3 protein-coding genes and 2 pseudogenes are annotated in these 2923 nt (G+C 27.4%); 4 read left to right on the top strand and 1 reads right to left on the bottom strand.

The window, feature by feature from the left end:
- Nucleotides 1-363: 363 nt before the first annotated feature.
- The 3 genes from ACRC03_RS07770 (at nucleotide 364) to ACRC03_RS07760 (ending at nucleotide 1818) form a co-directional block, all read left to right on the top strand.
- Nucleotides 364-1431: a linear amide C-N hydrolase gene (locus ACRC03_RS07770; RefSeq protein ID WP_438651996.1), complete on the top strand. Its 1068-nt coding sequence runs from the start codon at nucleotides 364-366 to the stop codon at nucleotides 1429-1431.
- A 134-nt stretch (nucleotides 1432-1565) separates the two neighbouring features.
- Entirely contained in the window at nucleotides 1566-1691 is a 126-nt protein-coding gene (locus ACRC03_RS07765; protein WP_438651995.1) for a hypothetical protein, read from the top strand.
- A complete protein-coding gene (locus ACRC03_RS07760) occupies nucleotides 1675-1818 on the top strand; it encodes a hypothetical protein (protein ID WP_438651994.1) in 144 nt (47 codons plus the stop codon). The genes ACRC03_RS07765 and ACRC03_RS07760 overlap by 17 nt, the downstream gene beginning before the upstream one ends.
- Nucleotides 1819-1842: 24 nt before the next feature.
- On the opposite strand, the pseudogene ACRC03_RS07755 reads toward ACRC03_RS07760, so the two are convergent.
- Nucleotides 1843-2031, bottom strand: a pseudogene (locus tag ACRC03_RS07755) (MarR family winged helix-turn-helix transcriptional regulator); the annotation flags it as partial.
- Nucleotides 2032-2258: 227 nt separating this feature from the next.
- On the opposite strand from ACRC03_RS07755, the pseudogene ACRC03_RS07750 reads away from it, so the two are divergent.
- Nucleotides 2259-2789: pseudogene (locus ACRC03_RS07750) on the top strand (MBL fold metallo-hydrolase); the annotation flags it as partial.
- Between the last annotated feature and the right edge of the window lie 134 nt (nucleotides 2790-2923).

Here is a 2923-nt window from a genome sequence, read left to right as displayed (position 1 = left end):
ATTGAAACTGCTAAAAGCCATGGACTTTCAGTAGAAAAGTACTTAGTTTATTTAATGGATGAGCTATCAAATGGAACAGCTTCAATAGAAAATGCAATGCATTGGTCTAAACTTCTACCAGAATATCTAAAAATACAGTAAAAATAGTTTTCACATTTAAATATAAAATTGTAGCCAATAGCAGTAGAAATCATATTTCTAAACTATTGGCTTTATTATACCAATTTTAAATTATATATGTTAGGCGTCAATTTTTTTACGCTTACGAATAAATTTCTAAAACTAGTAATATAAAAAAGTATTTAAATATTAGATAATATGTGCTAATATTAGTACCAGGTAATAATAATTGGAGGGGGAAATATGAAATACATAAAAAAAATATTAATAATATTACTATCTCTAATAGTAATATCAACAGTAGCAATAGGATTTACCTTTAGAAAAGAAATAAAAACAATAAATAGTATTGAAAAAGTAGATGAATATGGATTGTATACTATGAAATATTATGCAGACTATGGATTAGACAAACTAATAGAACAAGGTGGAGTAAGCACAGATAATGAATTAGTTAAGTTTAATATAGATAATATATTAAAAGGGTTACCTGTAAACTTTGATATACCTGATTTTGGATGTACTACATTTCAAGCACAAACAAAAGGCGGAGATTGGTTATTTGCAAGAAACTATGACCTAGATTATGTCCCTAGTATGATGATTGTAACAGAACCTAAAAATGGATACAAATCAGTATCTGTAGCTAATATGTCAGTATTAGGATATGATAAAGAAAAAAAACCAACTAATTTATTAAATAGTTTTATGAATTTAGCAAATCCATATTTACCAATGGATGGTATGAATGAAAAAGGACTATCTATAGGAGTATTATTAATAGAAGATGATATAACTAAGCAAGAAACGGATAAATTGGATATGACAACATCATCTATGATAAGATACGTACTAGATAAATCAAAAGATGTAGATGAAGCAATTAAATTATTTGAAAGTGTAGATATGCATTCATCATCAGGAGCAGCGTATCATTTTCAAGTAGCAGATGCTAGTGGAGATAGCGCTATTATAGAATATGTAAACAATGAATTAAGTGTTGTAAGAAAAGGCGAAAAACCAATGGTACTTACTAATTTTATAGTAAGTGATAAAAACTATGGATTTGGAAAAGGTCAAGATAGATACGAAATTGCAACTAAAGCATTAGAAAAAAGTAATTCAATTATGAGCGAAAAAGAAGCTATGGATGTATTGAAATCGGTTAGTAAAGATGATTACAATGAAAAAACAGATGAGGGTTCATCAACACAATGGTCAGTAGTATATAATAACTCTAATTTAAGTTTTGATATAACAGTTGGAGGGAATTTTGAAAAAACTTATACATATTCTCCATTTGAAAAATAAAAAAATAGAAAGATAGCCAATTAAAAGCCCCCCCGTCGTGAAATACGACGGGGGGATTTTGCTCAATATCAATAGGTAATGTTTTACAAAGGTGATTCATATATGGTAGCTTATTGTGTAAGGAGAGCTTTTATATGGATAAATCTAAAATTATAGAAAGAACAAGTGAATTATTACTAAATGAAAGTAAAGAAGCTGCAATAAATGTTATAAATACAGAATATAAGTTTAAATACAAAAAAATTGAGAAGAAAATATGATCCAAGTTTAGATGAAAGATATAAAACTACTAACGTTAGCGGAGTAACTGGACAAGGTCATGAGATGTGTGAGAAAGTACATGCCAAGTTTGTAGATATGAATTACATTCAAACATTCCCAAGATGATATAAAGTTAAATTTATCTTCAATAGATCTATATTTTTCAATTAAACTAATATAAGTAACTCGCCTATCTAGAGTAGATTGTTCTTTTTCTAGATAACCTAAATTAATAAGTTTATTTACTAATGAAGTTACTGTAGATTTGTCTTTACCAATTTTTTTAGCTATTTCTTTCATAGTAAGTTTTTTATCGCTTTCATAAAGTGCAGTTAATATATATATCTTAGAATTAATCTAAATTAGTATGTACTAATTTAGATTAATTGAATATAATTATAATAGATAATTGTATAAAGAAAGTTAAATACATATAATTTTATAAAAAATTGTATACATTTAAGTCTTTTTATATTGTTTAATCGACGTAGGTTGAAAATCGGGATTATTAAAAATACAATTTGATGAAGTTATAACGGAAATAACTTCCATAAAGGTGGGTTTAAATGAAAATAAATAATAAAGTTAAAGTTATACCACTAGGAGGACTTGGAGAAGTAGGTAAAAATATTACTGCAATTGAGTATGATGATGAAATCATATTAATTGACTGCGGTATGGCATTTCCAAGTGATGATATGTATGGTGTAGATTTAGTAATACCTGACATGAGATATTTAATAAAGAATAAAGAAAAAGTCAAAGCAATAGTATTGACTCATGGTCATGAAGATCATATTGGAGCTATTCCATATCTATTGAAATATATAAATGTACCTATATACGGAACAAATTTCACCTTAAAACTTTTAAAGAGTAGATTAGAAGAACGTAGAATAAATGCCAATAAACTATTACATGAGGTTAGTGTTAAAGAAAAAGTCAGCACTAAACATTTTACAGTTGAATTTATTAGAACATGCCATAGTATAGCAGATGCTTGTGAATTAGCTATAACTACTCCAAAAGGAGTTATAGTTCATACCGGTGATTTTAAAATAGATTATACACCTATTGATGGAGAGTTAATTGATTTAACCTAATAAGGCGAAATTCCTCTTCCTCACCGTAGGAGGTGGAGGATGTAAGCCTACCGTTAGGTTATTTTTGATTTTCATAAAAAGATGTTATATAATAGAGTCAGTAGTAAATAATAATAAGGAGATAAAAC

This window comes from Romboutsia sp. (assembly GCF_051659545.1).
Classification (GTDB): domain Bacteria; phylum Bacillota; class Clostridia; order Peptostreptococcales; family Peptostreptococcaceae; genus JBOFOR01.
Note: the sequence above shows the minus strand (reverse complement) of the source record. Positions and strands in the feature narration are given on the sequence as shown.

Coding starts and splice junctions, on each gene's coding strand:
- ACRC03_RS07770 (WP_438651996.1), top strand. CDS start 364: ATGAAATACATAAAAAAAATATTAATAATATTACTATCTCTAATAGTA.
- ACRC03_RS07765 (WP_438651995.1), top strand. CDS start 1,566: ATGGATAAATCTAAAATTATAGAAAGAACAAGTGAATTATTACTAAAT.